The sequence below is a fragment of the Microbacterium sp. SORGH_AS_0421 genome (genome assembly GCF_030818635.1).
Taxonomy (GTDB): Bacteria; Actinomycetota; Actinomycetes; order Actinomycetales; family Microbacteriaceae; genus Microbacterium.
This window is the reverse complement of the sequence record NZ_JAUTAO010000001.1, coordinates 1,591,559-1,617,303: the sequence shown is the minus strand read 5'-3', so window position 1 is coordinate 1,617,303 and position 25,745 is coordinate 1,591,559. Positions and strand designations below refer to the sequence as shown.

The window sequence follows — 25,745 nt, the reverse complement described above, 5'->3', positions numbered from 1 at the left end:
AGTTCACGGCTGCGTCAGTCGATGAGGCTGCGGATGTCCGCCGCCGTCAGGCGGGTGCCCCCGCCGAAGGTCTCACCCTCACCCCCGTCGAGCACGCGGGAGAACAGCTCCGCTTTCGTCTCGCGCAAAGTGACGACCTTCTGTTCGATGGTGTCGGCGGCCACGAGACGGTAGACGATCACCGGGCGCGTCTGGCCGATGCGGTGCGCACGGTCGATGGCCTGGTCTTCGACCGCGGGGTTCCACCACGGGTCGAGCAGCACGACGTAGTCGGCCTCGACGAGATTGAGGCCGACCCCTCCCGCCTTGAGCGAGATGAAGAACGCCGGGTCGTCGCCCTCGCGGAAGCGGTCGATCTCAGCCTGCCGGTGCGTGGTGGCACCGTCGAGGTAGCCGGTTGGAAGGCCCGCCTCGGTGCACCTCTCGCGAGCGGCGCGCAGGAACCGCGTGAACTGGCTCAGGACGAGGACGCGGTGTCCCTCGGCGGCGGCCTCGGTCACCAGTTCGACCAGAGCGTCGAGCTTGGCGGAGGGCGCCTCTCCCTCGTCGACGAGCGCCGGGTCGAGGGCGAGCTGACGCAGCATGGTCAACGACCGGAAGATCGCGAAGCGATTGCCTTCGGCATCGTCGAGCAGACCGAGGAGACGTTGACGTTCTCGATGGAAGCGCCGGTCGTACAGCTTGCGATGCGTCGGATGCAGGGTGACCTCGACCACGGTCTCCTGCTTCGAGGGCAGCTCGGCGGCGACTCGTTCTTTCGTGCGCCGCAGAAGGAACGGGCGGATGCGACGACGAAGAAGGTCGAGCCGGGCGCTGTCGGAGTGCTTCTCGATGGGGGTGCGGTACATGGCGGTGAACGACTCGCGGGTCCCCAAGAGCCCCGGGGCGACCAGCGACATCAGAGCCCAGAGTTCGAGGAGGTTGTTCTCCATGGGGGTGCCCGTGATGACGAGGGTGAACGGCACCGAGAGGGCCCGAGCGGCGCGGTAGCCGCGCGACGAGGGATTCTTGATCTGCTGTGCCTCGTCGAGCACGAGACCCGACCACTCGAGCTCGGCGTACTGCTCCTGCTCCAGACGGAACAGCGCGTAGCTGGTCACCACGACATGCGCGCCGGCCGCTTGCTCGGCGATGAGGGTCGAACGGCGCGCCTGCGTAGCGGTGATGGTTTGCACCCTGAGCCCCGGTGCGAACGCGGCGCACTCGCGCGCCCAGTTGCCGACCACACTCGTCGGCGCCACGATCAGGAACGGTGCCATCTCGGGATCGGATTCGCGCGCGACCTCCATCATCGCGATTGCCTGCACCGTCTTGCCGAGCCCCATGTCGTCGGCGAGCACTCCCCCGAGTCCCTGCGTGCGAAGGAAGTGCAACCAGTCCAGACCCGTGCGCTGATAGTCGCGCAGAGTGGCCCGCAGTCCCGTGGGAGGCGCCACGGGGGCGATGGCGGCCTCGTCCGTGAGGCCGCGGACGCGCAGCCACCACTCGGCCTCTTGCGCCGCGAGCAGTCCCAGTTCGGAGAGGTCGTCCCACAGACCGACGTTGTAGCGGTTGAGCTTCATCTGGCCGTCCGGGCGATCGGCGAGAGTTCGCGCCTCGTCGATGACGGCTCGCAGGCGGTCGAAGGCGGGGGTGTCCAAACGCACATAGGACCCGTCTGCGAGGAAGAGCGCGCGGTCGCCGACGACGAGCGCGGTGTAGAGATCGGAGAAGTCGACCTCGGCGTCACCCACCGTCACGCGCGCGTGCAGGTCGAACCAGTCGCTGCCGTCGTCGTCTCCGGTGCGCAGCTCGACGGAGGCCGGCTCGGCAGCCGCACGGTAGGGCGCAGCCCCATCGGCCACGGTCACCCGGACGTCTTCGAGAGCCCGCAGGCGCGGCATCGCCTCGACGACGAAGATCGCCGCCTCCGCGGGAGCCCATATGCGCGGCGGAGTGGTGCCCGAGGGAAACGGCTGTGGCAGCTCGAGACGCAGCTCCGACGCGATGGCCGACACAGCCTCCCAGGTAGACGCCTCGTACGCCTCGTCACGTCGGCCGTTGGTCGACGACCGGTCCCACCGTACGGCGACGGACGCGCGACCGGCCCGATGGTCGACGGCGACCTCGAGGACGGGACGGGGCGGGGGCGGCACATCGATCGTGCCCCTGGGAGAGACCACGGGCGCCTCGAGCTGCAAGCGCGGAAGGTAGTCGCGGAAGAAGGCGTCCGAGCCCCCGTCGACCGCGAGCGCGGCCGTGCGCGCCAGCAACCCGCGGAGGGCGCCCGCCGCCGGGGTCGAGAGACGCGCCAGGGTGAATCGCTCGTCGTCACCGTCACGATCCGCGACGAAGGCCACCGCCACGGCGGGGTCGCCCACCACCCACGACGGCGAGGAGGCGACCTCGTCATCGAGGCCCTCGACGATCCCGCGGACGTGTAGGGCCGAGCCGCGACGGTCGACGGCGACCGCGGCGGTCCTTTCCCCCTCGAGGATCTGCACCGGGTGATGCACGCCGGAAGCGGCCACGAGCGGTACACCGGCCGCGATGACAGCCTCGAGCTGCATCCAGAGCGAGTGCGGCGGAACGGCGGAGAGCGGCATCCACTCATCGGAGAGGTATGCGCCGTTGCCCGAGCGGCCGAGGCGGCCCAGACTGTCGAGCGCGGCACGCGCGCGCGGGTCGGCGGACAGCAGGGACAGGCCCGACCACCCCGCGCGCCCCTTGATCCAGGTGCCGCGCGAGCCTCGCATACCGGGGCGGGCGGTGAGCGTCAGGGCGGTGGTGCGGCCGTGACCCCCACCGCGACGGATGGCGAGGAAGAGACACAGATCGACCGGGGGTTCGTCGGGGAACCGTGCGTCGACCGTCAGCAGTTCATCGAGGGTGCGCTGCCACTCGGGGCGCGGGGGCCGACCCGCCGAGATCATGCGGTCGAAGAGCAGGACAGCCGCGGCGCAGGAATGCTCGCACTCGGGGCCGCGGCCGCACGAGCACCAGCCTGAGACGCGCGTGAAATCGGTGGGCACGCGCAGTTCGAGATGCTCGTACCCCGCCGCGCCGAACGACTGCGCCGAGACGACGAGTACTCCGTCGAACGTCTTGACGTCGCCGACCTCGACGGAGCCGTAGATCAGGAGCCGATCGGCGCGCGTCATGGCCGCCGGAGAGAAGATCTCACCGGCGATGCTGAGCGCCTCAGGGTCCATGTGCATGACGCCATTCTCCCCGGCCCCACCGACACTCGGGGGCCGGACGGGGGCGGAGTGGGGACAACGCGCCGAGATCTGCCGCCGGGGAGGAGGCGTCGAGTCGGCCGGTCGTTACGCTGGAAGAGTGACCACCCTCCACGACTCCTCGGTGCGCGGTTTCGCCTCCGACAACTACTCCGGAATCCACCCCGACGTGCTGGCCGCGATCGCCGCTGCCAACGACGGCCACCAGGTCGCCTACGGCGAAGACGTCTACACCGCCCGCCTCCAGGACCTGTTCGTCTCGCTTCTCGGCGAGGGTGTCGAGACCTATCCGGTCTTCAACGGCACGGGCGCCAACGTCGTCGGGCTGCAGTCGATGCTCCCCCGTTGGGGCGCCGTGATCTCGGCATCCACCGCTCACATCAACGTCGATGAGGGCGGGGCGCCCGAACGGGTCGGCGGGATCAAGCTGCTCACCGTGCCCACCGATGACGGAAAGCTCACCCCCGAGCTCGTCGACCGCGAGGCCTGGGGATGGGGCGACGAGCACCGCGCGCAGCCGCTCGTGGTCTCGATCACCCAGTCGACGGAGCTGGGGACCCTCTACAGCGTCGAGGAGATCCGCGAACTCGCGGCCCACGCCCACGGGCACGGCATGCGCCTGCACATGGACGGTGCGCGCATCGCGAACGCCGCCGCCGCCCTCGATGTGCCCCTTCGCGCCTTCACCCGCGATGCGGGTGTCGACGTGTTGAGCTTCGGCGGCACCAAGAACGGCGCCATGATCGGCGAGGCCATCGTCGTGCTCGATCCCGAGGCGTCCACGGGCCTGACCTACCTCCGCAAACTCGACATGCAGCTCTCGAGCAAGATGCGCTTCGTGTCGGCGCAACTCGTCGCCCTACTCGAGAACGACCTCTGGTTGCACAACGCCCGCCATTCGAATGCCATGGCGCAGCGCCTTCGCGCCGGCATCGAGGCGGGTCTCGCCGACGGGTCGATCCAGGGTGTCGAGTTCACGCAGCCCACCCAGGCGAACGGCGTCTTCGCAACTCTCCCCGCCGGTGTCGCCGATCGGCTCCGCCAGAGCTTCCGTTTCTACGATTGGGACGAACTTCGTCGCGAGGTGCGATGGATGTGCTCGTTCGACACGACCGAGACCGACATCGACTCGTTCGTCGCCGCGATCGCGCGAGAGACGACCGCCTGACGCCTCACGGACCGAGTGGGCCGCGGCACTCACAGGAGGAGCCGCGGCCCGCTGCGGCCGTCAGGCCCCGGCGAGCCAGTCGCGGTAGGCGTCGAACGTCGACTCGCGGCCGAGGAACCTCTCGACGAGCTCCCGCGCATCCCGTGTGCCGCCGGGCTCGAGGATCTCCCGGCGGTACCGGGCGGCCGTTTCGACGTCGAACAGGTCGTCGCCGAAGGCCGAGAGCAGATCTCTCGCGATCACCAGACTCCACTGGTAGGTGTAGTAACAAGCGCCGTAGCCGGTGAGGTGGCCGAATCCGGCGTAGGAGTGCGACCCGTCGAGCGGCGTGATGGGACTCGCGGCCCGGTAGTACCCGTCGACAGCGGTGGCGAGATCGTCGGGCCGGTCGACGTGCAGGCGGTACGACGTCGTGGCGTGGCCCAGCTGACGCGTGACCTCGAGACCCCGCCCGAAGGCGTCGGCGGTGCGCATGCGGGCGACGAGATCGGCGGGGATCGGCTCGCCCGCGTCGTTCACGGCGAAGGCCGCGAGGGCCTCGGCATCCCACGCCCACTCCTCGAGCAGCTGGCTCGGGGCCTCGACGAAGTCCCACTCGGTCGCCACTCCCGTCCAACGCGCCCAGGTCTGGTGACCGCCGAGGATGTCGTGCACGAGGTGACCGAACTCGTGGAAGAACGTCACGACCTCGTCGTGCTCGAGGAGTCCCCGCGAGAAGTTGCAGAGCAGGACCGATTCGGGAAGCGACCGGCCGACGATGCCCGGGGCGAGGCCGAAGCACGCCGCGTGGTTGTACTTCCCGTCGCGCGGATGAAGGTCGAGGTGGATGCGTCCGAGGCGGTCCTCGCCCCGGACGACGTCGTAGGTGCGGACGTCATCGTGCCACGAGGGTGCCTCGACCGGCACGTAGCGCACGGCGAGCAGGCGAGCGGTGGTGTTCAACACGCCCTCGAGCACGCGATCGAAGCGGAAGTACGACCGGACGAGCTGCGCATCGACGTCGTACTCCTCGCGTTTGAGAGCGCCGAGGATGTACCAGAAGTCGGCGATCGTCACCGCGTCGGCCTCGGAGTCGTCGCGACGCAGGCGCTCGAGAACGCGCTCGTATTCGCCCGCCGCCGCCGGTGCGACCGCTTCGGCCACGCGATCGAGGAAGGCGCGCACCGCCGCGCTCGAACCGATCATGCGCGTCTCGGTCTCGTAGTCCGCCCAGTCGCCGTACCCCAGCAGCGCGGCCCGCTCCGCACGCACCGCCAGCAGCTCGGCGAGGACGGCTTCGTTCACGGGCCAGGCGAGATCGTTGTACGCGCTCATCATCGCGTGACGCACGGACCGATCGCGGGCATATTCCCGGACCGGCATGAGGTCGGTGTACTCGGTGGTCAGCGTGATCATCCCCTCCTCGTCGGCGGGACGCTCGGCGAGGAAGTCGGCGGGTAGGCCCTCGAGCGAATCCGCCGAGACGCGGACCTCCCGTCGGCCCTCGCGGATGTTGCGAGAGAAGGTCAGCGAGAGCTCGGTGTCGCGATCGGTGAGCTCGCGGACGCGGGCGCGATCGGCATCGGGAAGGTCGACGCCGCCGCGGCGGAAGTCTCGGCGCACCTGATCGAGGAAGCGCTGCTCGTCGCGGGAGAGTCCGGACGGCTCGGCATCCGCGAAGACCCGCCACAGAGCGCGGTCGAGGAGCCGGCGGGACTGCACCGCATCGACGGCCTGCGCCTGCTTCTCGGCGGCGTCGCGAACCTCGGCATCCGGGTGCGATTCACTGACGAGGTGCGAGGGCGCCGCCGCCTCGGCGAGTGCGATGTCCGCCTCGTTCCAGAGGGAGAGACGGTCGCTGATCGACAGGTCGCTCTCGGCCACCAGACGAGCGTCGATCGCGGCCACACGCGCCAGGCGTTCGGACGGACGTTCACCGGCGAAGGCCTTCCAGCCGTCGAGATCGCGAGGGAGGGAGAGGGGTTCCAGGGGAGGATGCGCCATGCATCGACCCTAGGCAGGGCCGCCGACACCGGCAACGGCGCGGCGGATGAATTCGCCGTGGATCCGGCCGGGGACGTCGGTCAGCGCAGAGCGCCCACCGACGCCAGCGCCTGACGGATGAGGGTGCCGCGGCCGCCCTCCATCTCGTCGGAGAGGGCATCGGATGCCGCTTCCTCGGGCGACAGCCACGTCACCTCGAGCGCGTCCTGACGCGGCTCGCAGGTACCGGTCACCGGGACCACGAAGGCGAGGGCGACGGCGTGCTGACGGTCGTCGTGGAAGGCGCTGACCCCGGGGAGGGGGAAGTACTCGGCGACCGTGAACGGCGTCGGCGAGGGCGGCAGCAGCGGGAAGGCCATGGGACCGAGGTCGTTCTCGAGGTGGCGGAACAGCGCGTCGCGCACGGTCTCGCCGTAGCGGACGCGACCCGAGACGAGCGTGCGGGTCATCTCGCCGAGGGGCGTGGCACGCAGCAGGATGCCGACCTGGGTCACCGCCCCCATCCCGTCGGTGCGAACGGGCAGAGCCTCGACGTAGAGCATCGGCAGACGACGTCGCGCCTCGGCCAGTTCGACCTCGCTCAGCCACCCGGGGTTGGGGTTGGGGCCTCCCTGCGCTCCTGAGAAGGACGCCGAGAGCGGCTCGCGCTCATCGCCGTTGTCGCCGGGTTCGGGATCGGGAGTGCGCACGGGCATGCTCCCTGTATATCAACCGTCCGCCCCGGATGCCGCGTGTCCCGCGCGCCGGTATCGTTCCGATCTCGATGTCGGAGGCCTTTGCGACAATGGCGGCATGAACGCTCAGCCGTCCCTCGATCCGACCGTCGTGCGGTGGTCCGTGCCTCCCGCCGAACGCGCCGGACGGCCCGTCCTGGTGCTGCTGCACGGCTACGGCTCCGACGAGCACGACCTTTTCGCACTGGTGCCGCACCTTCCCGAGGCCTTCGTCGTCGCGAGCGTGCGGGCCCCGCTGGCTCCGCCTTGGCCGACGCCGGGCGCCTCGTGGTACCCGATCGAGGGTCTCGACGGTCGAGACCCCGAAGCGATCACCCTCGCCGCCCACGCCGTCCTCGCCTGGGCCCGCGAGGCCGTCGGTGAAGAGCCCGTCGGGCTGCTGGGCTTCTCGCAGGGCGGCGCGGTCGCGCTCCAGACCCTGCGCGTCGATCCGGACGCCGTGTCGTTCGCCGTCGTCCTCGCGGGCTACGCGGCGGGCGGCGAGCTCCCCGGCGATGCCCTCCTCGCGAATCGTCGCCCGCCGGTGTTCTGGGGCCGAGGCGCCGCAGACGATGTCATTCCTGCGGCTCTGGTCGATGTGACGGCGCAATGGCTTCCCGTGCACAGCGAGCTGAGCGGTCGGGTCTATCCGGGGTTGACGCACTCCATCTCGCAGGACGAGCTCGACGACGTCCGGGCCTTCCTCGACGCCCGTCTGGCCGATCGCGGTACGACCGCGAGCGGCTGAGCCGGCGCGCGACGACGGCCTGCCGCCGTTCGTTCCCGCGCCCGATGCTGAGGATTCAGCGATCTTCGCCTGGACGGCACCGGCGGTTCCGCGGCGGGCGAACGTCAACCCCGACCCGATGTCGGAGGTCCGGGAGAAGATGTCGACATGGCCGACGTGCTGGAGAGATTCGGTCCTGCGACGCAGGACTGGTTCCGTGGCGCCTTCTCGGCGCCGACCAACGCGCAGAAGGGCGCGTGGGAATCCGTGTCGTCGGGGCGGAACGCCCTCGTCGTCGCGCCTACCGGTTCGGGCAAGACGCTGTCGGCGTTCCTCTTCGCGATCGATCGGGTGTTCCGCGAGAAGGGCCCCGAGACCCCGGATGCCGCTCCCTCGCCGCGCGGCAAGCGTTCGACGCCGAAGGTCCCCAAGGCGGTCCCGACAGACACCCGCATCCTCTACATCTCCCCGTTGAAGGCGCTCGGCGTCGATGTCGAGCGCAACCTCCGCTCGCCTCTCGTCGGTATCGGCCAGTCCGCTCGCCGCCTCGGCATCGAGGTGCCCTCGGTGACCGTCGGCGTGCGCTCGGGCGACACGAGTTCGAGCGATCGTCGCAAGCTCGTGACAGCTCCGCCCGACATCCTCATCACGACGCCCGAGTCGCTGTATCTCATGCTCACGAGCCAGGCGGCAGAAACCCTGCGCGGTGTGCACACCGTCATCATCGACGAGGTGCACGCGGTCGCGGCGACCAAGCGGGGCGCTCACCTCGCCGTGAGTCTGGAGCGCCTCGACGCCCTGCTCGACAAGCCCGCCCAGCGCATCGGACTGTCTGCGACGGTACGACCCATCGACGAGGTGGCCCGTTTCCTCGGCGGAGCACAGCCCGTCGATATCGTCGCCCCCAAGGCCACGAAGGCGTTCGACCTCTCGGTCGTCGTGCCCGTCGACGACATGCTCAACCCACCGCCTCCTCCGGGCTCCCCCGCCCCCGACGACGCCAGCGACGCAGAGTGGTTCTCCGATCGTCCCGAGGCCACCGAGGTCTCGGGCTCGGTCTGGCCGCACGTCGAAGAGGCCATCGTCGACCGCATCCTCGAACGCCGCTCGACCATCGTGTTCGCCAACTCGCGCCGCTTGGCCGAGCGCCTGACGGGGCGTCTGAACGAGATCTACGCCGAGCGGCAGGGCATCGACGTGCCCGAACCGACCGTGCCCGCCGCCACGATGGCGCAAGCGGGTTCCTCGGCGGGTGTCGCGGCCATCCTCGCGAAGGCCCATCACGGCTCCGTGTCGAAAGAGCAGCGCGCGCAGGTCGAAGACGAGCTCAAATCCGGCACCCTGCGCTGCGTCGTCGCCACGAGCAGCCTCGAGCTCGGTATCGACATGGGCGCCGTCGACCTCGTCATCCAGGTGGAGTCGCCACCCAGTGCGGCATCCGGTCTGCAGCGTGTCGGCCGTGCCGGCCACCAGGTCGGCGAGGTCAGCCGGGCCGCCCTCTTCCCCAAGCACCGCAGCGACGTCCTGCACACCGCTGTCGTGACCGAGCGCATGCTGGCGGGGCGCATCGAGGCCATCTCGGTGCCGCAGAACCCGCTCGACATCCTCGCGCAGCAGACGGTGGCCGCCTCGGCCCTGGGCTCCATCGACGTCGAGGAGTGGTTTGAGACGGTCAAGCGCAGCGCGCCCTTCCGCTCTCTCCCCCGCTCCGCGTACGAGGCCACCCTCGACCTCCTGGCCGGGCGGTACCCCTCCGACGAGTTCGCCGAACTGCGCCCCCGCCTCGTCTGGGACCGCGACGCCGGCACCCTCACCGGGCGCCCGGGCGCACAGCGCGTGGCCGTGACCAGCGGCGGGACCATTCCCGACCGCGGTCTGTTCGGTGTCTTCGTCGCGGGAGAATCGCAGAACGCGCGCGTCGGAGAACTCGACGAAGAGATGGTCTACGAATCCCGCGTCAACGACGTCTTCACGCTCGGCACCACGAGCTGGCGCATCGTCGAGATCACGCACGACCGTGTCAATGTGCTCCCCGCTTTCGGCCAGCCCGGCAAGCTGCCGTTCTGGCACGGCGACGGCATCGGTCGCCCCGCCGAGCTGGGCGAAGCGCTCGGCAAGTTCTCGCGCGACATCGCCGCGGCCGACCGCGGCAAGGCCGAGGAGCGCCTTCGCGAGTCGGGACTGGACGACAACGCGATCACCAACCTGCTCGCGTACCTGGCCGAGCAACGCGAGGCGACCGGGAGCCTCCCCACCGATCGCACGCTGACCGTCGAGCGCAGCCGCGACGAGGTCGGCGACTGGCGCATCATCCTGCACTCGCCGTACGGCATGCAGGTGCACGCGCCGTGGGCGCTCGCGGTCAACGCACGCATCCGCGAGCGCCTCGGTGTCGAGGGGGCGGCGGTCGCCAGCGATGACGGCATCATCGCCCGGGTCCCGGATGCCGCGGCGGAGCCGCCCGGGGCCGATCTCTTCGTCTTCGAGCCCGACGAGCTCGAACAGATCGTCACCGACGAGGTGGGCGGATCCGCTCTGTTCGCCTCGCGCTTCCGCGAATGCGCCGCTCGAGCGTTGCTCCTGCCCCGGCTGAATCCGAACCGCCGCTCCCCGCTCTGGCAGCAGCGCCAGCGTTCCGCGCAGTTGCTCGAGGTGGCCAAGAGGCACCCGGCGTTCCCGATCATCCTCGAGACGCTGCGCGAAGTACTGCAAGACGTCTACGACCTTCCGGCTCTCCTCCGCCTCACGCGACAGATCGGAGAGCGCAAGATCCGCCTCGTCGAGATCACGACGTCGCAGCCCTCCCCGTACGCGCGCGATCTGCTCTTCGGTTACGTCGGCGCCTTCATGTACGAGGGCGACTCCCCTCTCGCGGAGCGACGTGCGGCGGCGCTCTCGGTCGACCCGGCGCTCCTGAGCGAGCTGCTCGGCAAGGTCGAGATGCGCGAGCTTCTCGACCCCGACGTCATCGCCCAGTTCGAGCGCGAAGCTCAGCGCCTCGATCCCGATCGCCGAGTCCGCGGCGCCGAGGGAGTGGCCGACCTGCTGCGTATCCTCGGCCCCCTCGACGCGGCCGAGGTGGCTGCGCGAGTCGACACCGAGGGCGACGCACTGGCCGAGGCCGAGCAGCACCTCGCCACCCTCGTCGACGACCGGCGGGCGATCCGCGTGACGATCGCCGGAGTCTCGCGCACGGCCGGGATCGAAGACGCCGGTCGCCTCCGCGATGCCCTGGGCGCGGCGCTGCCCGTCGGCATCCCCAACGCGTTCCTCGAGCCTTTCCCCGATCCCCTGGGCGATCTCGTCGCCCGCTTCGCGCGCACGCACGCGCCCTTCACGACGGATGCCGTCGCCGAACGCCTGGGCGTGGGCGTAGCGGTTGCGCGGCTCACACTGCAGCGCCTCGAGTCTCAGGGGCGCCTCGCCAGTGGGTTCTTCCTTCCCGAGGCGTCGGGCGGTGTCCGCGGCGACGAGACCGAGTGGTGCGACGTCGAGGTGCTGCGACGCCTGCGTATGCGATCGCTGGCAGCCATCCGCGGCAGCGTCGAGCCGGTCCCTCCGGCCGCGTACGCCCGGTTCCTGCCCGTATGGCAGCACCTGGGTCGCCCCCTCGAGGGCGTCGACGGGGTGCTCGCCGTGATCGAGCAGCTCGCGGGCGTCCCCATTCCGGCGAGCGCGTGGGAGTCGCTCATCCTGCCCTCGCGCGTGGCGGACTACTCCCCCGCCCTACTGGACGAGCTCACCGCCACCGGAGAGGTGGTCTGGTCGGGCCACGGCACCCTGCCCGGTCGCGACGGGTGGATCGCCCTGCACCCGGCCGAGGCGGCGCCGTTCACCCTGCAAGACCCCGAGGACGCCGACGATCCCGCGCCCGATTCGCTCGAGGCGCGCCTGCTCTCGGCCCTGGAGAGCGGGGGTGCGTACTTCGCCACCCAGCTGAGACAGCTCGTCGGCGCCGAGAACGAGCAGTCCGTCAACGACGCCCTCTGGGCGCTCACCTGGGCCGGCCGGGTGACGAACGACACCTTCGCCCCGGTCCGCACGCTGCTCAGCGGTGGGGGCCAGTCGCACCGCGTCGCGCGCCGCGCACCACGCGCACGTATGTACCGCGGCGCGACCATGCCGCGGGCCACCTCCGCGCCGCGTCCGCCGTCCCTGGGCGGTCGGTGGTCGCTCCTCCCCGAGCGCGAGGAGGACCCTGCCGCCCGCGCCACGGCCTCGGCGAGCCTCCTGCTCGATCGGTACGGGGTGGTGACGCGCGGCGCCGTGCAGTCCGAGGGCGTGCCCGGCGGCTTCGCTCAGGTGTACCGCATCCTCGCCGGCTTCGAAGAGGCCGGACACTGCCGTCGCGGGTACGTGATCGAGAAGCTCGGCGCCGCGCAGTTCGCAGCCTCGGCCACGGTCGATCGGCTGCGCGAGTTCGCCGCGGTCGCCGATCCCCCGCCCTTGCGCACCCTGACGCTCGCCGCCACCGATCCCGCCAACCCGTACGGTGCGGCCCTCGGCTGGCCCGCGATCGAAGGGGTCACGCACCGGCCGGGCCGTAAGGCCGGAGGTCTCGTCGTACTCGTCGACGGTGAGCTCGTGCTCTACCTCGAACGCGGCGGTCGCAGCGCGCTCGCTTTCACCGACGACGAAGCGGTGCTGCAGGCGGCGGCCCGACACCTCGCCGAGACCGCGAAGAAGAGGCGTCTCGAAACCCTCACCGTCGAACAGGTCAACGGGGAGTTCGTCTACGGCACCGCGGTCGGCCGAGCCCTGCGCGAGGGCGGATTCGTCGAATCACCCAAGGGCCTGACGTTGCGCAAACTCACCGCCGGCGACACCCTGCGCGAGGCCGCCCGTGCCTGAGGGCGATACCGTCTACCGCGCCGCGGCGAAGCTGTCGGCGGCCCTCGCCGGCAAGGTGGTCACACGGTTCGACATCCGTGTGCCGGGGAGCGCCACCGCCGACCTGCGCGGTGAGACCGTGCACGAGGTCGCCGCTCGCGGCAAGCACCTGCTGCACAGGATCGGCGGCTTCACACTGCACTCGCACCTGAAGATGGAGGGCCGATGGGACCTCTACCGCCCGGGCGAGCGCTGGCGACGACAGGCGTTCAAGGCGCGGGCGATCGTCGGCGTCGCGGGTGCAGACGCCGTCGGTTTCGACCTCGCGATGGTCGAAGTCCTGCGCACGAGCGACGAGCACACCGTGGTCGGACACCTCGGCCCCGATCTGCTCGCCGACGACTGGGATGAGGCCGAAGCGGTCCGCCGCGTCGCCGCCGACGACAGAGCTGCACACGTCGCGCTGCTCGACCAGCGCAACGTCGCCGGCTTCGGCAACGTGTACGCGAACGAGCTGCTCTTCGTCCGAGGCATCGCGCCGACAACCCCCGCCACGGAGATCGACGTGCAGGCGACCATCGCGCTCGGCGAGCGCATGATCCGCGCCAACCTGCCGCGCCCCGAGCGCACCTTCACCGGCGACAGCCGGCCCGGGCGTCGCTTCTGGGTCTACGGTCGCGAGGGCGCCCCCTGTCGCCGCTGCGGAACCCCGATCCGTGCGACCTCGCTCGGCGCCTCCGCGACGAGCGAGCGCAACGTCTATTGGTGCCCCACCTGTCAGCCCGGCTGAGACGGGCCGCCGCGGCGTCCGCCTCCCGGGCTGCGGCGCATCCCGGCCGACCGGGTCCACACCGCACCCGGATCGACCCGCCGCGCAGCACACGAGAGGGCGCCGCGCAGAACCGACTCTTTCCGCGCCCCGTGTCAAGCCGCCCGGCGCCCTTCGTCCGGCGTGCGAAAACAGGGGGACAACTCCACGCCGCGCTCCGCGCTTCGCGCTTTCCTCGACATCGAGGAAACCGATGACGGTATCGGCGACGAAGAAGCATTCGAGGGAATGAACGTCATTCCCGGCCCGTTGTGATACATGTCGGCTCAACCCGATGGCCGACCGGAGGGGATCGTGGGAAAGAACTACATCGACATCGAAAACGACCACGGCGAGACGCTGCGTTACCGCAAGCACGTCAATGGTCGCGGACTCGTCGCGCACGGCGCGAAGGTCCACCCGTCGGCGCTGGTCGAGAACGGCGCCTACGTCGAACCCGGCGTGCAGATCGCCGCGGGTGTTCGTGTCGGCCGCGGTGCCTGGATCGAGTCAGACGCCGTGATCGGCCCGGAGGCCCACATCGAGCCGCACGCGCACATCTGCGCGGGAGCGGTGATCGGCGCGGGCGCTCACATCGGCGTCCGCACGCAGGTCGGCCACAACGCTCGCATCGCGATGGGGTCGCTCATCGGCGACGACGAGATCATCAACGACGGCGAAGCCGTGGCGACGGATCGACGAGGACTGCGGCTGGCAGCCTGACGAGGTCGTGCCCACCGCGGCATCCATGACCCGCACGACTCGACTGAGCGTGCGGGTTTTCGCTTGTCCGGGCTCTGGCAGTCTCAGGCGAAGATCGCCAGGACCAGCCCGATCAGGGGCAGGGTTCCCTGGATACTGGCCGGGCGCAGGTACTTCGCACCCGAGGTGACCAGGACGAGTGCCGCGGCGAGCATCGACCCCAGCGAGAAGATCAGCAGCGTGCGGCCGACGGCATCGCCGACCCCGTTCACCGTCCAGAACACGATGCCGACGACCGCTCCGATCGCGAGGAACAGGTTATAGAAGCCCTGGTTGTAGGCCATGGGCCGCGTGGCATCCGCCGTCTGCTGGTCGGCGATCCCGAAGACCTTCCACGTCTTCGGCCGCGTCCAGCGCACGCTCTCGAGCACGAAGATGTAGACGTGAAGCAGGGCCGCGAGTCCCGCGAAGACAAGCGCCAGGATGCCGATCATGCCTTCCACGTTAGTGCCGCGGCTAGCCTGGAGCCATGGCGAAAGGCAACGGGTCCCGCGGGCGCAGCGGCGCACCTCGACGCAGCGGGGCAGCGAAGCCCGCCGCGGCAGGGCGTTCACGCGCGGCGAAGCCGAAGGCGAAGGCCGAGCGACCGGCCCCGCCGCCGCGCGAGGAACCGCGGGACTTCGTGCTCGGCGCGATTCCCGGAGCAACCCCCGGCAAGTGGATCGGGCTGTGGCGCGAACGGATGCCGCACGTCGCTCTCGAGCTGCGTGAGATCTCCGTCGCCACCCAGCTCGAAGCACTCGACGAGGTCGACGCGGCGCTCATCCGCCTTCCCGTCGAGGAGTCAGACGACGTGAACGTGATTCCCCTCTACGAGGAGGAACCCGTCGTGGTCATGTCCGCTGACTCCGACCTGACCGCGGCCGACGAGCTCGAGATCGCCGATCTGCGGGGCGAGGTCGTCATCGCGGCCGCCGACGACGTCTTGCACCTGTCGATCCCGGACGCCGTCGCCCCGGCGTTCGCACCCCCGGCCGACACCGCCGAAGCCATCGCGACGGTGGCTGCGGGCGTCGGCGTCGTGATCGTGCCGATGTCCCTTGCTCGCGCTCATCAGCGCCGCGACGTCGAGTACCGCATCCTGCGGGACGGTCCGCGATCCCGGGTCGCTCTCGCGTGGCTCCGCGAGCGCACGACCCCCGATGTCGAGACGTTCGTGGGCGTCGTGCGCGGTCGAACCGCGCGGTCCTCGCGCTGACCGGGCGTTGGTGCACCCACGTTTCGCTCCGTGTCACCCCCTGACGGTGCGGAAAGTCGCCCGCGTAGAATCTCCGGGTGACCGCTTCCCTGCTCTACGTCTGCGTTCGCCCGCAGCGTGAGGCAGCCGTGGCCGAGTGGGCCTCGTTCCGCGACGGTCTCGGCGTGCGAGACGACGACCTCGTGCACCACGACCTCGTTCGCGAGCCGCTGCCGGCGGACCTCGACCGGTACGCCGCGATCGTCGTCGGCGGCAGCCCTTTCAACGTCACCGACCCCGGCAAGACCGACGAGCAGCGCCGCCTCGAGCGCGACCTCGAACGCTTGGCGGGCGCGGCCATCGAGGGCCGCACGAACGCGCTGTTCACGTGCTTCGGCATCGGTGTCGTCACGCGTCTGCTCGGGGGCAGGGTGAGTTTGCTGCACCCCGAGGGCACGGGCCCCACCGACATCGTGCTCACCGAGGCGGGTCGCGACGACGAGCTGTTCGGCATCCTGAATCCCCGCTTCGAGGCGCTGACCGCGCACAAGGAAGGCACGGCGATCGTCCCCCCGGGCGCGACGCTGCTCGCCGAGAACGACGCGTGCCCCGTGCAGGCCTATCGCGCCGGGTCCGGACTGTGGGCCACGCAGTTCCACCCCGAGCCCACGACCGAGGCGTTCGTCGCGCGCATGGTCGTCTACCGCGACGCGGGGTACTTCGATGCCGACGCGTTCGACGAGGTCTCGGCACACGTGCGCACCGCGTCGGTCGAGCAGCCCACGCGCCTTCTGCGCTCCTTCGCCGCCCGATCCGTCGCGGCCTGAGCCGCGCCCGTCGGCGTCGGCACCCCCGACTCGGGTCTGCCCGGGGGGATCACCAGCCGTCAGAAGTCAACCCCGACTGCCATATTTACCTAGCTTTTCTAGTGTTCTAGGTATGAACGCAGCAACGCAATGGCGGGGAAGCGACCTCGCACGTCAGATCGTCGTCCTTTCCACGGTGTCGTTCATGCTGATCGCCGCAGTGATCGGGGCGGGCGCCTTCGGCAACTCGGCCGTGCAGGATCAGCAGGGCGGCGCCCTCAACACCGACGGCTCCTACCTCGCCCCGGCGGGTCCGGCCTTCTCGATCTGGTCGGTCATCTACCTCGGCCTGATCGCGTATGCGATCTGGCAGGCTCTCCCCGGCCAGCGCACCAATGCGCGCCAGCGCGCGCTCGGCTGGCTGATCGCCCTCACCATGAGCCTCAACGGCCTGTGGCTGGTCGCGGCCCGCTTCGGCACGCTGCTGCTCACGGTCGTCGTGATCGTCCTCTTGCTCGCGGCTCTCTGCTGGACGTTCCGCGTCGCCGTGGCGACGCGCGAACCGCGCGACGGCGTCGTCGATTCCGTCCTCATCGACGGGGTCACGGGCCTCCACCTCGGCTGGGTCACCCTCGCCACCGTCGCCAACGCCGCCGCCTGGCTCACGACCATCGTGCCGGCGGAGTGGGAGAGCGCGGCGGATGCCATCGGTATCGCCGTCCTGATCGTGGTCGCTCTCATCGGTCTTTCGATCGCGTGGCGCAGCGCGTGGCGCGTCACACCCGCGCTCGCCCTGGCCTGGGGGCTCAGCTGGCTGGCCGTCGAGCGCTTCAGCGGCGAGCCGCAGAGCGCGCCGATCGGTGTGACCGCGATCATCGTGGCCGCGATCGTGCTCGTGCCGCCGGCGATCGTCAGCGTGCTGCGCCTCATCCGCCCGAGCGTCGACTGACCGCCTAGGCCCTCGGCATCCGTCCCGCAAGAGGGGCGGGTGCCGAAGGTTCCGGGAGTTCAATCGGGGCGTGGACTCCCTCCCCTTCGCCCTGCTCGTCGCCCTCTTCGTCGCAGCCGCCACCGTGGTGTGGGTGGCGGGGATCCACCTGTCCAAGGCCACCGACGTCCTGGACGCGCGTCTGCACCTGGGGAGCGCGCTGGGTGGTCTGATCGTGCTGGCCGTGGCGACCAATCTCCCCGAGATCGCCATCACCGTGTCGGCCGCGGTCTCGGGAAACCTCGAGCTCATCTTCCGCCCGCAGCGGCGGATCATCGGGATGGGCGTGGACTCGTTCGTCGTCCTCGCCCTCTACACGCTGGGTATCGCCGGCCTGTTCGCGGTCTCGGGCTAGCGCGCCGGGCTGCTAGGACCGGCCGAGATCGATCTGCCGCTGGATCTCGTCGCGCGCGCGGCCGAGTTCGCTGTCGGGAAGGTGCCGCGGAGCACCCCACCCTCCGCCGGAGCGTCGGACCGCGGCGAGGACCACCACACACGCAGCGATCATCACGAAACCAGTGGTCGACAGGACAGCGACGAGTCCGGCATCCATGATCTGCTCCTTCGTGAGGTGCACTCCACGCTCCCACCCGCGGCGAGAGCCGTCAACCCCACGCGCAAGGCGTGAACGACGAACGGCCCCGCCCCTTACGAGGTCGGGACCGTTCGTCAGGACGTCAGAGTGCGGGGCCGACGATCGCGCTCGCCCCGGCCGGCACCGTCACCTCGGAGCCATCGAGCACGACGCCCTCCGCCGTCGCCAGCAGCACACGAGCACCGGATGCCACGGACGCCGAGGCCGCGGCATCCGAGAGGTTGACGATCACGACGAGGTCGCGGCGACGTAGTTCGTAGACCCGGCCGCCGTCGGCCTCCCTGGCCGCCGCGGACAGCCCCTCGCGCGACGGGTCGGTCAACTCGGGGCGCTCGCGCCGCAGCTTCGCGAGCTCGCGGTACAGGCCGAGCAGCTGGGCGTGATCGCCCTCGCCCGCCTCGTCCCAGTCGAGCCGGGAGTTCTCGAACGTCGAGGGATCCTGCGGGTCGGGGACGGTGGATTCGTCCCAACCCATCTTCTCGAACTCGGCGATGCGCCCCTCGGCGGTGGCCTTGCCGAGCTCGGGCTCGGGGTGAGAGGTGAAGAACTGCCAGGGCGTCGTCGCGCCCCACTCCTCGCCCATGAAGAGCATCGGAGTGCCCGGGGCGGTGAGCGTGAGCACGGCGGCGGCGGCCAGGCGGTCGTAGCCGAGCGTCTGCGACAGACGGTCGCCGGCGGCCCGGTTGCCGATCTGGTCGTGATCCTGCGCGAAGGTGACGAGGCGCCAGTTCGGAACGTCCTCGGGAATGGGCTTGCCGTGCTTCTCCTCGCGGAACGTCGAGTACGTGCCGTCGTGGAAGAAGCCGCCCTCGCTGACCTTTCGGAAGGCCTCGACGTCGGCGAAGTCCTCGTAGTAGCCGATCGTCTCGCCGGTCAGGGCGACGTGCACCGTGTGGTGCCAGTCGTCCGACCACTGCGCGGTCAGGCCGTATCCGCCGGCTTCGCGCGGGAGGATCAGCTTCGGGTCGTTCATGTCGCTCTCGGCGATGGTGGTGAGCGGGATGCCGCGGTGCGCCGACAGGGCGTCGGTGCGTTCGGCGATCTCCTGCAGCACGTGGGGATCGCGATGGTCGAGCAGAGCGTGCACGGCATCGAGGCGCAGGCCGTCGACGTGGTAGTCGCTCATCCACATCAGTGCGTTCTCGACGATGTACGCGCGGACAGCGTCTTCATCGAGATTGATCGAGTCGCCCCAGGTGTTGCGGCTGCCTTCGCGGAGGTACTCGCCGAACTCGGGCAGGTAGTTGCCCGAGGGACCGAGGTGGTTGTAGACGACGTCCTGGATGACGGCGAGTCCGGCCGCATGGGCCGCATCGACGAAACGCTGGTACGCCTCGGGTCCGCCGTAGGCCTCGTGCACGGTGTACCAGAGCACCCCGTCGTAGCCCCAGTTCCACGTACCGTTGAAGCCGTTCACCGGCAGCAGCTCGACGTGGGACACCCCCAGATCGACGAGGTGATCGAGGCGGCCGATCGCGGCATCCAGTGTTCCTTCGGGGGTGAAGGTTCCGAGGTGCAGCTCATAGATCAGGCCGCCCGCGAGCTGCTTGCCCGTCCACGCGGCGTCGTTCCAGGCGTACACCGAGGGGTCGAACCACGCCGACGCCTCGTGCACGCCGCCGGGCTGACGTCGCGAGCGCGGGTCGGGGCGGAGGTCGTCGCCGTCGCCGAGGACGAAGCCGTACCGCTCGCCGTCGGCGAGGTCGACCGAGGCCGTCCACCAGCCGTCTTTCGCGGATGCCATCTCGACGTCTTCGACGACACTGTCGCCGCTGTCGTCGAGCCGGCGCAGCCGCACCCGCTCTGCCTTGGGTGCCCAGACGTCGATGCTCATGTGGGGTGTTCCTTCGCGTGAGGTGCCGAGGTTTTTCGCTGAGGGAGGGCGTGAGGCGTCGAATCCCGGCGCCTCACGCGATCGGGGGTCAGAAGATCAGCAGGGCCACCGGGTAGACCGCCAGCAGGTCGGCCAGGGGCACGGCGCCGCCGGCGAACGAGCGTCCGGTCAGCACGTCGACGACCGGGGTGTCCGGCAGCAGCACCACCGTGTCGCGCCAGCCTCCCGCAGCCGCCAGGCCGTGCGGCAGACGGGTCGCGACCGCGAACACACCGCCACGATCGAAGGCGACGACGTGGTCAGCCGCCACGCCCACTGCCTCCAGCGGGCGATAGATCTCGAGCGGGTGCTCACGGCGAAGACGCAGCGCGCGCGACGTCACGAGGAGCTTGGCCGCTCCCGTGGCATCCACGGCCGGGGCCGCAGCTCCGGGGGCGTCGATCGCGGCGAGAAGCCGGCGACGCTCCGCGAAGTCGACCGCGCGACGGTTGTCGGGATCGACGAGCGACTGCTCCCACAGCTCCGAGCCCTGGTAGACGTCGGGGACGCCCGGGCCCATGATCTGCAGCAGCTTCGCCGAGAGACCGTTCGACCATCCCGCGGGCGAGATCTGGTCGACGAAGGCGCGCACGCGCTCGGCTGCGGGGCCGGTGGCCGCGTCGACGACCGCGTGCATGCGCTCCTCGAAGGCCTCGTCCTGCTCCCACCAGCCGGTGACCTCGGACGCCTCGCGCGCAGCCTTCTCGGCGTACGCGTGCAGACGTTCGCGGTACACCTTCAACCCTTCGGGGGTGGATGCCGAGGCGGGCCACGCTCCCACGATCGCCTGCCACAGCAGTGCGTCGAAGGGGCCGTGACCGGTCGAGGCGATCCCGCGGAACTCCTCGAGTCGTTCGGCCCAGGTCTCGGGGATCTCGGCCAGCACCGCGATGCGGGCACGCGTGTCCTCGCCGCGCTTGGTGTCGTGCGTCGACAGCGTGGTCATGGCGGTGGGCCACGACGCGTGACGCAGCGCCTGCGCGGTGTGGAAGCCCGCGACGTCGAGGGAGAACTCCCCCGGGTCGCCACCCACCTCGGTGAGCGAGCCCAGCCGGGTGTAACGGTAGAACGCGGTGTCCTCGACGCCCTTGGCCATGACGGGACCGGTCGTCTGCTGGAAGCGCCACGCGACCACGAGGCTCGTGTCGGCGAGCACCGGGACGAGCTTCTCGATCACGTCGCCCAGTTCGGGACGACGCACTTCGGCTTCGCCCGCGGCGGCGTCGAGGTGCGTGCGACCGGCGGGGAGATACGAGCGGTACACCGGGAAGCACGCGAGGATCTCGGCCAGCGCGTCCTGCAGCGCATCGGCCCCGAACTCCTCGCGCAGCTCCGACGGAAGACCGCGCACCAGGCGACGGATCTCCGACACCTGGATCGAGTCGGCGATCTTGCGCTTGGTGTCGTGGATGAGGTCGTGCCAGCCGGTGAGCGGCTCGAGATCGCTGTCGGTGCGCAGGCGCGCGTCGAGGGCATCGAGCGCCGCCTCCCCCGCCGGGTCGGTCAGCACACGGTCGATCGCGGCGAGAGCGTCGTAACCGGTGGTCCCGGCGGTCTTCCACCACGACGGCAACGCCTCGCCGTGTTCGAGGATCTTCTCGCCGAGCACGTAGCCGACCTCGCCCTCGCCGGCCTCTTCGAGCGCGACGGCGAGCTGATCGAAGTACCCGCCCGGATCGACGAGACCGTCGGGGTGGTCCACGCGCAGACCGTCGGCGAGGCCCTCGCGCACCCAGCGCAGGATCTCGGCGTGGGTCGCCCGGAACACCTCCGGCACCTCGACGCGCACGCCCGCGAGGGTCGTCACGGCGAAGAAGCGGCGGTAGTTCAGGTCGGCCGCTTCGTCCTGCCAGTAGCGCAGTTCGAAGTTCTGCGCGTCCAGCAGAGCTCGGATGTCCGAAGTACCGGTACCGGGGGCCACCGGGAAGGCATGGTCGTAGTAGCGGACCAGCCCGTCGGGAGCATCGTCGGCCGGCGTCGGGTCGTATGAGATCTCGTCGATGACCGCGTCGAGATGGTCGCCGAGCACGGGCACGCGCACCTTGCCGTCACCGAATTCCCAGTCGATGTCGAACGCGCTCGCGTGCGCCGACGCCCGCCCCTGTCGCAGCACGTCCCACCACCACGCGTTGCTGCGTGGTTCCGAGACGCCCATGTGGTTGGGCACGATGTCGATCAGGATGCCGAGCTCCGCCGCGCGCGCTGCCGCGGCGAAGCGGTCGAGCCCCTCGGCGCCCCCGCGTGCGGGGTCGACGCGCTCGACGTCGACCACGTCGTAGCCGTGGTCGGAACCGGGCGTGGCCTCGAGGATCGGCGACAGGTACGCCCACGAGACCCCGAGGTCACGGAGGTATCCCGTGACCTCGGCGGCGTCGTCGAGGGTGAACGCTTCGCGGATCTGCAGGCGATAGGTCGAAAGCGGATGCCGCATCTCGCTCACAGCTCCGGCTTGGGCGCCTGACCGGGCAGGTCGTCGGTGCCGACCACCGGGATCTGCGCGGTGAGGGAGGCGGCGACCGAGTGGTCGACCTCGGGCTCGGGCAGGTGGTGCTCACGCAGGACCATGAGCGACTTCGGCTCGAGCGGCAGCGTCTCACCGGGGCTCAGCGGCTCGGTGTTCGCGCGCTCGCCGGCGGTGTCGACGTAGGCGTCCCACTTCGGCGCGTACTCGAAGTCGGGCAGGCGGAAGTCGACCTTGTCGTCACCGGCGTTGAACAGCACGAGGAAGTGGTCGTCGCTGATCGACTCGCCACGACGATCGCGCTCGCGGATTCCCTGGCCGTTGAGGAAGACGCCCACCGCGAGGCCGAAGCCGTTGTCCCAGTCCTCGGGCTGCATGAGCGAGCCGTCGGGACGCAGCCACACCACGTCGGGAATGGGAGCGCCCTCCTCCATCTTCACGGGGCGACCGTCGAAGAACCGGCTGCGGCGGAAGGTGGGGTGCTGCTTGCGCAGTCGCGCGAGGGCGGCCGTGAACTCGATGAGCGGGGTGTCGATGTTCGTCCAGTCCACCCACGTGATCTCGTTGTCCTGCGCGTAGCCGTTGTTGTTGCCGCCCTGCGTGCGACCGAGTTCGTCGCCGTGCAGCAGCATCGGCACGCCCTGGCTGAGCAGCAGCGTCGCGATGAAGTTGCGCTGCTGCTGCGCCCGACGCTTCAGGACGTCCTGATCGTCGGTCGGCCCCTCGACGCCCATGTTGCTGGAGCGGTTGTGCGATTCGCCGTCGTTGTTGTCTTCGCCGTTGGCGTCGTTGTGCTTCTCGTTGTACGACACGAGGTCGCGCAGCGTGAAGCCGTCGTGCGCGGTGACGAAGTTGATGGATGCCACCGGGAAACGTCCCGAGTGCTCGTACAGGTCGGCCGAACCGGTCAGCCGCGAGGCGAACTCGCCCAGGGCCTGCGGCTCGCCGCGCCAGAAGTCGCGCACGGTGTCGCGGTACTTGCCGTTCCACTCGGTCCACTGGGGCGGGAAGTTGCCGACCTGGTAGCCGCCGGGACCGACGTCCCACGGTTCGGCGATGAGCTTGACCTGCGAGACGATCGGGTCCTGCTGCACGAGCTCGAAGAAGGTCGCGAGCTTGTCGACCTCGTAGAACTCGCGGGCGAGGGTGGATGCCATGGTCGAAGCGGAATCCGTCGACGTGCATCTCGAGCACCCAGTAACGCAGCGAATCCATGATCAGCTGCAGCGTGTGGGGGTTGCCCACGTTCATGCTGTTGCCGGTGCCGGTGTAGTCGGTGTAGTAGCGCTTGTCGTCGTCTTCGAGGCGGTAGTACGCCTCGTTGTCGATGCCGCGCATCGACAGGGTCGGGCCCATGTGGTTGCCCTCGGCGGTGTGGTTGTAGACCACGTCGAGGATGACCTCGATGCCGGCGGCGTGCAGAGCCTTGACCATGGCCTTGAACTCCTGCACCTGCTGACCGTGGTCGCCGGTCGAGGAGTAGGTGTTCTGCGGGGCGAGGAACGCGATGGTGTTGTAGCCCCAGTAGTTCGACAGCCCCTTCTCTTCGAGGGTGGAGTCGTTGACGAACTGGTGCACCGGCATGAGCTCGATCGCGGTGATGCCGAGCTTCTGGAGGTGCTCGATGACGGCGGGGTGGGCGATGCCGGCGTACGTGCCACGCAACTCCTCGGGTACGTCGGGGTGCAGCTGGGTGAGGCCGCGCACGTGGGCCTCGTAGATGAACGACTCGGCGTAGGGGATCTTCGGCTGGCGGTCGCCCGACCAGTCGAAGAACGGGTTGATGACGACGCCCTTCATCATGTGGGCGGCGGAGTCCTCGTCGTTGAACGAGTCGGGGTCGCCGAACTCGTAGCTGAAGACCGCCTGCCCCCAGTCGACCTGGCCCTCGACGGCCTTCGCGTACGGGTCGAGGAGCAGCTTCGCGGGGTTGAAGCGCTTGCCGTTCGCGGGGTCGTACTCCCCGTGCACGCGGTAGCCGTAGCGCTGCCCCGGCTGGATGTTGGGGAGGTAGGCGTGCCAGACGAACGCGTCGACGTCGATCAGCTCGAAGCACGTCTCCGTTCCGTCTTCCTCGAAGAGGCAGAGCTCGACCTTCTCTGCTCCTTCACTGAACAGGGCGAAGTTCGTCCCGTTACCGTCGTAAGTGGCCCCGAGGGGATAACTGGATCCTGGCCATACCTGCTGCACGTCGCTCACGATAGACCAGCGTTGTTTCCGCGAACGGCCGCGATGACGCCTGTTGACAGGCGGTCTACCCCCGACTAAGGGCGCAGGTGCCTACGCCCGCTCCGGCGGATGCCGCAGAAGCTCGATGCGCTCGTCGAGGTACCGCCCCAGCGGCATAAATCCTCCGGCTGCGCTCCATCGCACGAGCGGCTCTCCGTCGCGGACGGATACGGGCGTCGACGATGGCCCGACCGCTGCAGGGTCGATGACCTCCCACCCGATGTGCACGCTCTCGCCCTCCGGCACCCCACCTCTCGCCGCGGCGGCCGAGAGCTCGGCGCGGCGGCGCTGCGACTCCGCGGCGAATCCGCGTCGGACCTCCGGGCGCGAGCGCACGATGTCGCCCGTCGCGAGAAGCGCGTCGTCGGTCAACAGGAGGACCCCCAGGTGCCAGGCCGTGCCGCGCGGCGAGACACGGGCGGCACGCGGGATACCGAGCAGGCGGCGCCCCTCCTGCAGCTCGCCGAGTCGCTCGCGCGGGGCGCCGGCCAGGCGTGCGCGAGCGTCGTCGAGGATCGTGGAGAGGGAGGAAGCGCTCATCGATCGGACCCTTCGTGACGTGCGGCTTCGGCGCGCTGGACGGCCTCGATCGCGGCCCGCACGGCATCAAGAGCGCGGATCTGCGCGTTCGTGCGCTGGGTCAGTACGTCCTCCGCTTCGGCGGCGTCCCTCTCGGCGCGTTCCAGATCGGCGCGAAGGCCCTCCACACGCTCGCGGGCGCGCGTCGCTCGCTCGGTCGCCGAGTCGACACGCCGGTCGGCAGCGGCGTTCTCGCGGTCGGCGTCGGCCTTCGCACGCTCCGCTTCGCGCACGGCCCGTTCCGCCGCCTTGCGCGCTCGACGGGAGGCGAGATCGTCCCGGGTGGGAGCGGGCCGCGGGAGCTCGCCCGGGACGGAACCGGCCACCGCTTCGCCGAGCGCCCCGTCCCGCAGTTCGGCGAGGTCGATCGCCGACACCAGACGCCCCGTGAGCACGGCGGCCGCCGCCGTGGCATCGACGACCGCGGCGTTGACGGTCTTCTCGACGGCATCCGACATCGCCCCGCTCAGCGGGCTCCCCGCCTCGGCGGCGAGCTCTCCCGCCCGACGAGCGAGGGCGACGACCAGGTGCCGGCGCTGACGCCCCAGTCTCCCGAGCTCGGCGGCATCCAGATCCTCCTGCGCCTCGTGAAGGGCGCGCGAGAGTTCCACGGCCTCGCCGAGCTGGCCGTCGCGCACGAGCAGGTTGACGGCCCAGGCGGCGACGGTGGGCTTGCGCAGCTTCGCCACCCTGCGCCCGACGGCCCCGCCTTCGGCGGCAGCGCGTTCGTTACGCGCGGCGGTGAAACGCGAGGGCGGGAGGCTGAGGAGTTCGGCGGCGACCTCGTCCACTCGGGAGTCGTCGTCGCTCATCGCTCCATTGTGTCGC

At 70.2% G+C, this 25,745-nt stretch carries 18 protein-coding genes and 1 pseudogene; 9 read left to right on the top strand and 10 right to left on the bottom strand.

Translation table 11 applies throughout. From position 1 onward, the window contains the following. Nucleotides 1-14: 14 nt before the first annotated feature. Nucleotides 15-3,197, bottom strand: coding sequence for a DEAD/DEAH box helicase (locus QE416_RS07655; protein WP_307314974.1), 3,183 nt, complete (start codon nt 3,195-3,197; stop codon nt 15-17). Nucleotides 3,198-3,318: 121 nt separating this feature from the next. Here QE416_RS07655 and QE416_RS07650 point away from each other — a divergent pair, with 121 nt between their 5' ends. Further along, nucleotides 3,319-4,386 carry a low specificity L-threonine aldolase gene (locus QE416_RS07650; RefSeq protein WP_307314973.1) on the top strand — a complete coding sequence of 356 codons (1,068 nt, stop codon included), beginning with the start codon at nt 3,319-3,321 and terminating at the stop codon, nt 4,384-4,386. Nucleotides 4,387-4,446: 60 nt separating this feature from the next. Here the strand turns inward: QE416_RS07650 and QE416_RS07645 are convergent, their stop codons facing one another. Both QE416_RS07645 and QE416_RS07640 read right to left on the bottom strand, forming a co-directional pair. Continuing rightward, entirely contained in the window at nt 4,447-6,369 is a 1,923-nt protein-coding gene (locus QE416_RS07645; RefSeq protein ID WP_307314971.1) for a M3 family metallopeptidase, read from the bottom strand. A gap of 80 nt (nt 6,370-6,449) precedes the next feature. Beyond that, a complete protein-coding gene (locus QE416_RS07640; protein WP_056226157.1) occupies nt 6,450-7,064 on the bottom strand; it encodes an NUDIX hydrolase family protein in 615 nt (204 codons plus the stop codon). Between the two features lie 97 nt (nt 7,065-7,161). On the opposite strand from QE416_RS07640, the gene QE416_RS07635 reads away from it, so the two are divergent. The 4 genes from QE416_RS07635 (at nt 7,162) to QE416_RS07620 (ending at nt 14,170) form a co-directional block, all read left to right on the top strand. Next, nucleotides 7,162-7,830, top strand: a complete 669-nt coding sequence (locus QE416_RS07635) for an alpha/beta hydrolase (protein ID WP_307314966.1) — start codon at nt 7,162-7,164, stop codon at nt 7,828-7,830. Between the two features lie 147 nt (nt 7,831-7,977). Beyond that, nucleotides 7,978-12,660 (top strand): ATP-dependent helicase, encoded by a 4,683-nt coding sequence (locus tag QE416_RS07630; protein WP_307314965.1) that lies wholly within the window; start codon nt 7,978-7,980, stop codon nt 12,658-12,660. Next, nucleotides 12,653-13,429 (top strand): DNA-formamidopyrimidine glycosylase family protein, encoded by a 777-nt coding sequence (locus QE416_RS07625; protein ID WP_307314963.1) that lies wholly within the window; start codon nt 12,653-12,655, stop codon nt 13,427-13,429. Before QE416_RS07630 ends, QE416_RS07625 begins: the two co-directional genes overlap by 8 nt. A gap of 333 nt (nt 13,430-13,762) precedes the next feature. After that, nucleotides 13,763-14,170, top strand: a complete 408-nt coding sequence (locus QE416_RS07620; RefSeq protein ID WP_103207095.1) for a transferase — start codon at nt 13,763-13,765, stop codon at nt 14,168-14,170. A gap of 83 nt (nt 14,171-14,253) precedes the next feature. Here the strand turns inward: QE416_RS07620 and QE416_RS07615 are convergent, their stop codons facing one another. Continuing rightward, the gene (locus tag QE416_RS07615) at nt 14,254-14,643 is read right to left on the bottom strand and encodes a DUF1304 domain-containing protein (RefSeq protein ID WP_267786068.1); all 390 of its coding nucleotides are present in this window, start codon (nt 14,641-14,643) and stop codon (nt 14,254-14,256) included. Nucleotides 14,644-14,678: 35 nt separating this feature from the next. On the opposite strand from QE416_RS07615, the gene QE416_RS07610 reads away from it, so the two are divergent. The 4 genes from QE416_RS07610 to QE416_RS07595 all read left to right on the top strand — a co-directional run bounded on the left by QE416_RS07610 (nt 14,679) and on the right by QE416_RS07595 (nt 17,535). Beyond that, entirely contained in the window at nt 14,679-15,407 is a 729-nt protein-coding gene (locus QE416_RS07610; protein ID WP_307314959.1) for a LysR substrate-binding domain-containing protein, read from the top strand. A gap of 77 nt (nt 15,408-15,484) precedes the next feature. Next, entirely contained in the window at nt 15,485-16,213 is a 729-nt protein-coding gene (locus QE416_RS07605; protein ID WP_210072381.1) for a GMP synthase, read from the top strand. Nucleotides 16,214-16,325: 112 nt separating this feature from the next. Further along, nucleotides 16,326-17,141: a tryptophan-rich sensory protein gene (locus QE416_RS07600; RefSeq protein ID WP_307314956.1), complete on the top strand. Its 816-nt coding sequence runs from the start codon at nt 16,326-16,328 to the stop codon at nt 17,139-17,141. A 70-nt stretch (nt 17,142-17,211) separates the two neighbouring features. Further along, nucleotides 17,212-17,535: a hypothetical protein gene (locus QE416_RS07595; protein ID WP_307314955.1), complete on the top strand. Its 324-nt coding sequence runs from the start codon at nt 17,212-17,214 to the stop codon at nt 17,533-17,535. 12 nt (nt 17,536-17,547) lie between these two features. On the opposite strand, the gene QE416_RS07590 is transcribed toward QE416_RS07595, so the two are convergent. The 6 genes and pseudogenes from QE416_RS07590 to QE416_RS07565 form a co-directional block, all read right to left on the bottom strand. Beyond that, entirely contained in the window at nt 17,548-17,757 is a 210-nt protein-coding gene (locus QE416_RS07590) for a hypothetical protein (RefSeq protein ID WP_307314951.1), read from the bottom strand. Nucleotides 17,758-17,857: 100 nt separating this feature from the next. Further along, nucleotides 17,858-19,609, bottom strand: a complete 1,752-nt coding sequence (treZ, locus tag QE416_RS07585) for a malto-oligosyltrehalose trehalohydrolase (protein WP_373458841.1) — start codon at nt 19,607-19,609, stop codon at nt 17,858-17,860. An 88-nt stretch (nt 19,610-19,697) separates the two neighbouring features. Further along, a complete protein-coding gene (gene treY / locus QE416_RS07580) occupies nt 19,698-22,079 on the bottom strand; it encodes a malto-oligosyltrehalose synthase (RefSeq protein WP_307317883.1) in 2,382 nt (793 codons plus the stop codon). Between the two features lie 5 nt (nt 22,080-22,084). Then, nucleotides 22,085-24,299 (bottom strand): annotated as a pseudogene (glgX, locus tag QE416_RS07575) (glycogen debranching protein GlgX). Between the two features lie 90 nt (nt 24,300-24,389). After that, a complete protein-coding gene (locus QE416_RS07570) occupies nt 24,390-24,878 on the bottom strand; it encodes a glutaminase (RefSeq protein ID WP_210072386.1) in 489 nt (162 codons plus the stop codon). Next, entirely contained in the window at nt 24,875-25,729 is an 855-nt protein-coding gene (locus QE416_RS07565) for a transposase (protein ID WP_307314947.1), read from the bottom strand. The genes QE416_RS07570 and QE416_RS07565 overlap by 4 nt, the downstream gene beginning before the upstream one ends. Nucleotides 25,730-25,745 lie beyond the last annotated feature (16 nt).

Bases quoted from the DNA above. Each gene is read 5' to 3' on its own strand.
- QE416_RS07645 (WP_307314971.1), bottom strand. From the start codon at position 6,369: ATGGCGCATCCTCCCCTGGAACCCCTCTCCCTCCCTCGCGATCTCGAC.
- treY (WP_307317883.1), bottom strand. From the start codon at position 22,079: ATGCGGCATCCGCTTTCGACCTATCGCCTGCAGATCCGCGAAGCGTTC.
- QE416_RS07610 (WP_307314959.1), top strand. From the start codon at position 14,679: ATGGCGAAAGGCAACGGGTCCCGCGGGCGCAGCGGCGCACCTCGACGC.
- QE416_RS07635 (WP_307314966.1), top strand. From the start codon at position 7,162: ATGAACGCTCAGCCGTCCCTCGATCCGACCGTCGTGCGGTGGTCCGTG.
- QE416_RS07640 (WP_056226157.1), bottom strand. From the start codon at position 7,064: ATGCCCGTGCGCACTCCCGATCCCGAACCCGGCGACAACGGCGATGAG.
- QE416_RS07615 (WP_267786068.1), bottom strand. From the start codon at position 14,643: ATGATCGGCATCCTGGCGCTTGTCTTCGCGGGACTCGCGGCCCTGCTT.
- QE416_RS07565 (WP_307314947.1), bottom strand. From the start codon at position 25,729: ATGAGCGACGACGACTCCCGAGTGGACGAGGTCGCCGCCGAACTCCTC.
- QE416_RS07630 (WP_307314965.1), top strand. From the start codon at position 7,978: ATGGCCGACGTGCTGGAGAGATTCGGTCCTGCGACGCAGGACTGGTTC.
- QE416_RS07600 (WP_307314956.1), top strand. From the start codon at position 16,326: ATGAACGCAGCAACGCAATGGCGGGGAAGCGACCTCGCACGTCAGATC.
- QE416_RS07655 (WP_307314974.1), bottom strand. From the start codon at position 3,197: ATGCACATGGACCCTGAGGCGCTCAGCATCGCCGGTGAGATCTTCTCT.
- treZ (WP_373458841.1), bottom strand. From the start codon at position 19,609: ATGAGCATCGACGTCTGGGCACCCAAGGCAGAGCGGGTGCGGCTGCGC.
- QE416_RS07570 (WP_210072386.1), bottom strand. From the start codon at position 24,878: ATGAGCGCTTCCTCCCTCTCCACGATCCTCGACGACGCTCGCGCACGC.